The sequence below is a fragment of the Pseudoalteromonas sp. S3260 genome, assembly GCF_005886925.1.
Taxonomy (GTDB): domain Bacteria; phylum Pseudomonadota; class Gammaproteobacteria; order Enterobacterales; family Alteromonadaceae; genus Pseudoalteromonas; species Pseudoalteromonas tetraodonis.
This window is the reverse complement of sequence record NZ_PNCV01000161.1, coordinates 1-4,497: the sequence shown is the minus strand read 5'-3', so window position 1 is coordinate 4,497 and position 4,497 is coordinate 1. Positions and strand designations below refer to the sequence as shown.

Sequence of the window (4,497 nt, the reverse complement as noted above, 5' to 3'; positions counted from 1 at the left end):
TAGCCCGTAGCCCGTAGCCCGTAGCTTAAGTTAGATTAATCGCCAAAAATGTTTAAACAAAAAAGGCGCTTCCGGTTAAGGTAAGCGCCTTTTGTTATTTTAACTGCTACTTATTTTACGATTTTCATTTCGTCTAATAAGTTTTGGGCGTTATCTACTTTATCCATTACCCACAGCATGTAGCGTGAATCTACATGGATTGAGCGATTTAGCTCTGGGTTGTAATCCCAATCACCAATAATGCTTTCATACACACCGTCAAACAGTAACCCTACCAGCTCAGCTTTACCATTAAGTGTTGGTGAACCTGAGTTACCGCCAGTCGTGTCAACGTTTGATAAAAAGTTAACCGGTACGGTATTCATGCCACCTGTGTAATCACCATAAAGCTTGGCTTTAATTTGCTCTTGCAGCTTTTTAGGCGCATTAAATGGGTCAACATCGGTGTTTTTAGCCAGCAACCCTTCAAGTGAGGTAAACGGCGTGGCCACTAAACCATCTTGCGGAGAATACCCGCCTACCGTGCCGTAAGTTACACGTAATGTGCTATTTGCATCGGCGTAAACCGGTTTGTTTTGCGCTTTGTTAAAGGCAATAATCGCACTCATTAACTCTGGGCGAGCGGCTTGTAACTTACCTGCAAGGGCTTTTGACTTATCTTCCTCAGCTTTCATTACCGTGAATATGGCTTTTGCATATTGCATGAATGGGTCTTGGCTTTGGTTTAATTGGCTAAGCGTTTGCTCAAATAATGAATTACGTACAATTTCGTTATCAAGCGTTGATTTAGCGTACATTTCATCAAGTAATGCACTTTGTTTTGCTTTATCAAAACCGTTTTCTAAAGCAAAAGCTTTATCAATTTCACTAAAACGCTCTGCTTTAGGTAATGCTGCATATTGCTCTAAAAAGTGCAGTAATATAGCTTTATCTACGTTTGCATCAAAGCGACGTGACATACGCTCTAAACCCGATTTAATACGCGGTAAATCACGTTCTTGATAACCCGATTCACGCTCGCTATTTGGCTTTTGTTTTTCATAAGCTAAACGGTATAAACGACGTGCCGTGCTGATCATTTGTGAACGGTGAACATAGCCTACCATACGGTCGCGCTCACTGTGCTCTTGCGATTGTGCAACAAGTGCTGATAACTCATTAAGTACATTACCGTAGCGCTGTTTACGCTCGCTATCGCTGTTTATCCAGTTTGTAAGTTCTTGTTCAAACTGCTTTTTACGCTCAAACATGGTGCCTTTTTTAAAGCTTTCGATCATCGAACCATAGTTTTTAATGTAGTTGTTATAACCAGCTATGGTGCTTTCGTAAGCAATACGTGCTTTGCTGCCATCTTCTGAGTTTTCTTCAATCAGTGACACGTATTTAGTATTGTGCATGCGCGCTTTAGGGTAACTGTCGTTAAATACATAATCGACCTCTGCCGCAATACGGTAACGATTGGTTCGTCCTGGATAGCCAGTAACCATGACAAAATCACCCTCTTGCACGCCTTTAGCACTTACACTTAAGTAAGACTCAGGCACGTACGGTACGTTGTCTTCGCTGTACTCTGCTGGTTTGCCGTCTTTACCTACATAGGCGCGGTAAAAACCAAAATCGCCTGTGTGACGCGGCCACATCCAGTTATCGATATCGCCACCGTATTTACCTACGCCCATAGCAGGTGCATACGCTAAACGTACATCTTTAATTTCCAGCGATTTAATAAGGTAAAACTCTAAACCACCATGAAACGAATATACATTACAACGGTAGCTTTCATCGGCTTCACACTGTGCAACGAGGGCTTTTTGATTTTTTTCTAACGCATCGTAGCGTGCTTTTGCACTTAGCTCGTTAGTGCCGCTAATTACTTTATCAGTCACGTTGGTCACTGTTTCTGTAACGTACACACGCGAACCTGGCGCAGCAGGTAAATCTTCAGCCGGTGTTTTTGCTAAAAAGCCGTTTTCAAGTATGTTGTTTTCAGGTGTTGAATTATATTGCACTGAGCCATAAATACAGTGATGGTTAGTAACAACCAACCCCTTTGGCGAAACAAACGAGGCTGTACAACCGCCTAAGCTAATAACCGCATTCATTGGAAATTCGGTTAATTTTGAAATTGAATCAACACTGATTTCAAGGCCTTTGGCTTTTAAGATTGATTCCAGCTCTGGTAGCTGATGAGGTTGCCACATACCTTCATCGGCATTGGCCGCAGAAGAGAGTGCCAGTGAACAGGTTGCTACCAAAGTGGCAACAAGAGGTTTTAAACGCATTATAGAATCCCTTTTATTATTGAACCTGCAGATTACTCATTAAGTATGAGTAAGGTCAACTGCGCTGAGATAAATTGTTACAATATAGCGCCCAATAAACAAAAAAGGAGCTAAGCTCCTTTTTTAACTGTTGATGATGCGTTGTTTTATTAATCTTTTTTCACATCGTTTGGATGCGCAACACCCATCCATGCTTTAAATAATGCTTTTTGCTCATCAGTGGCATTTTTATTCGCAACCACTTTTTTAGGTTTGTCGAAATCTTCAGACAACACAAGCTCAGTCGCCATTAAGGCATCACGACGAATAAAATCAACAGTGACTTTATCGCCTACTTTAAAGGTTTCTAAGCTGGCTGTTAAGTCTTTACCTACATGCTTTTTATTAATAGCGACGAGTTTATCGTCGGTGGTTAAGCCGCCTTGCCATGCTGCACCATCGCGGCGTACATGGGTAAGCATAAGTAACTCGCCAGTATTTTTAGTAAATGCATCTAAGCTTGGTGTGGCCTTGGCTTTTTCTGGTAATTCAAAGCTTAAACCTACTTTTGCTAGCAGTGCATCAAAATCAAGGTTGGCTGGTGAGTCAACATTTGCCTGCCACCACGCGCTATAATCACGCCCTGATAGTTGTTTTAAAATAGCCAGTACGTCTTGCTCAGTAAACCCTGCCGGTAATTTATGTTGCTTATAAAGTTCGTTGTGTACGTCTTTATAGCTAATTTTACCTTGGCTATTTTCAAGTAGGTCGATATCTAACGCCATCGACAATAATGAACCTTCAAGATAAATATTAGTGCTGTAGTTACGTGCGTGATCGCCGCCTTGGTTTATCCATTTATCAAAACTGGTTTCGCTGGCACTTTGCACTTCACGCCCCGGTGTTGTGAGGTGGCGGTTAATGGTTTTGCTTAATACTTTAAAAAATTCATCGGTGGTTTGAATACCCGAACGCACTAATAAATGATCTTCAAAATAGCTGGTAGAGCCCTCTGCTATCCAAAGCAATTTTGAGTAATTAATATTAGTGTAGTCATAGGGTGCAAGCCCTTTTGGACGGTACGCTTTTACATTCCAAGTATGTATAAACTCATGAGCTGCAGTACTTATAAAACCTAAATAGTCTTCACGTTTAGCAAAGCGGTCGCGTGGGCGCTGAATAATCGTTGAGTTTAAGTGCTCAGTTGCCCCGCCTGCGCCTGATGTAGCGTGTACCATAAATACATAACGTTCATACGGGTAGCTGTCCCAAATCACATTGCCGGTAGCCACTAGCTTTTTCAAATCAGTTAGCATCAGTTCAATATCGTAATTACCCTCACCCCATACCACCAGTTCGTACTCACGACCATTAACTTTAAAAGTGCGTAGCTCGTTAATACCGGTTTCGATTGGCGAATCAACTAATACATCGTAGTCACTGGCTTTGAAGCTGTGCTTATTTTTATAATTTTCCATGCCTGACACAGAGCGCCATGCTTTGGGGACGTTTAATTCAACCGTTACTGGCTCTTGGCGAAATGATTCGCTAAACATAAAAAAGCCTGATGCATCAATAAAGGCATGGCTGTCGTCTATATGGCGGGCACGTTTACCTAGCTCATTGGCATAAACTTGGTAATCTATATTTACTTCAGTGGGTTCATTTAAATGAACACGCCATGTGCTGTGATCAATCTTTTCCCACTTTAATTCATTACCTTCATCATCACTGGCTTTAAAGTAGCGAACGCCATTGGCAAGATTTAAAATTTCATAACGACCAGTGCGCCATGCTGGAAGTTTCACATCTAAGAAAGACTGCGCCGTTTTAGGAAATTCTACGTTCACATCACCTAAATGATGCTCTGGCTGAGAAATGTTTAAAGCGTAATTAACGTCGGCAAATACCGGTGCTGAACAGGCAGCTAAAATTGATAAGGCAAGTAGCTTTTTCATAAAGGCTCTTTTTATATAACGTATTGTTGCCCAAGGTTAACAAGACCCATTTTAAAAGTGAATTAAAAGCGATAAATACACTTATATTTAAGATCGTTCGTATTTTGTTGCTAGGGTCTGTTGACCTTTCAGGATTAAAATTTGTTCAACCTAGGTGCGATTTAATCGCGGCGCGAGATTTGTAACCTAGTGGGCTAAGTAAAAATCGAGCAACAAAGAGTTAATCGCACCTAGGAAGAACCCAAAGGGCAGCGCGCGTTTGGCATTTATGCTGCGTT

At 41.4% G+C, this 4,497-nt stretch carries 2 protein-coding genes; both read right to left on the bottom strand.

Annotation, left to right across the window (positions count from 1 at the left end):
* Positions 1-110: 110 nt before the first annotated feature.
* Positions 111-2,282 (bottom strand): S46 family peptidase, encoded by a 2,172-nt coding sequence (locus tag CWC14_RS17535; RefSeq protein ID WP_138564178.1) that lies wholly within the window; start codon positions 2,280-2,282, stop codon positions 111-113.
* Positions 2,283-2,431: 149 nt separating this feature from the next.
* Positions 2,432-4,219, bottom strand: a complete 1,788-nt coding sequence (locus CWC14_RS17530) for a M61 family metallopeptidase (protein WP_138564176.1) — start codon at positions 4,217-4,219, stop codon at positions 2,432-2,434.
* Between the last annotated feature and the right edge of the window lie 278 nt (positions 4,220-4,497).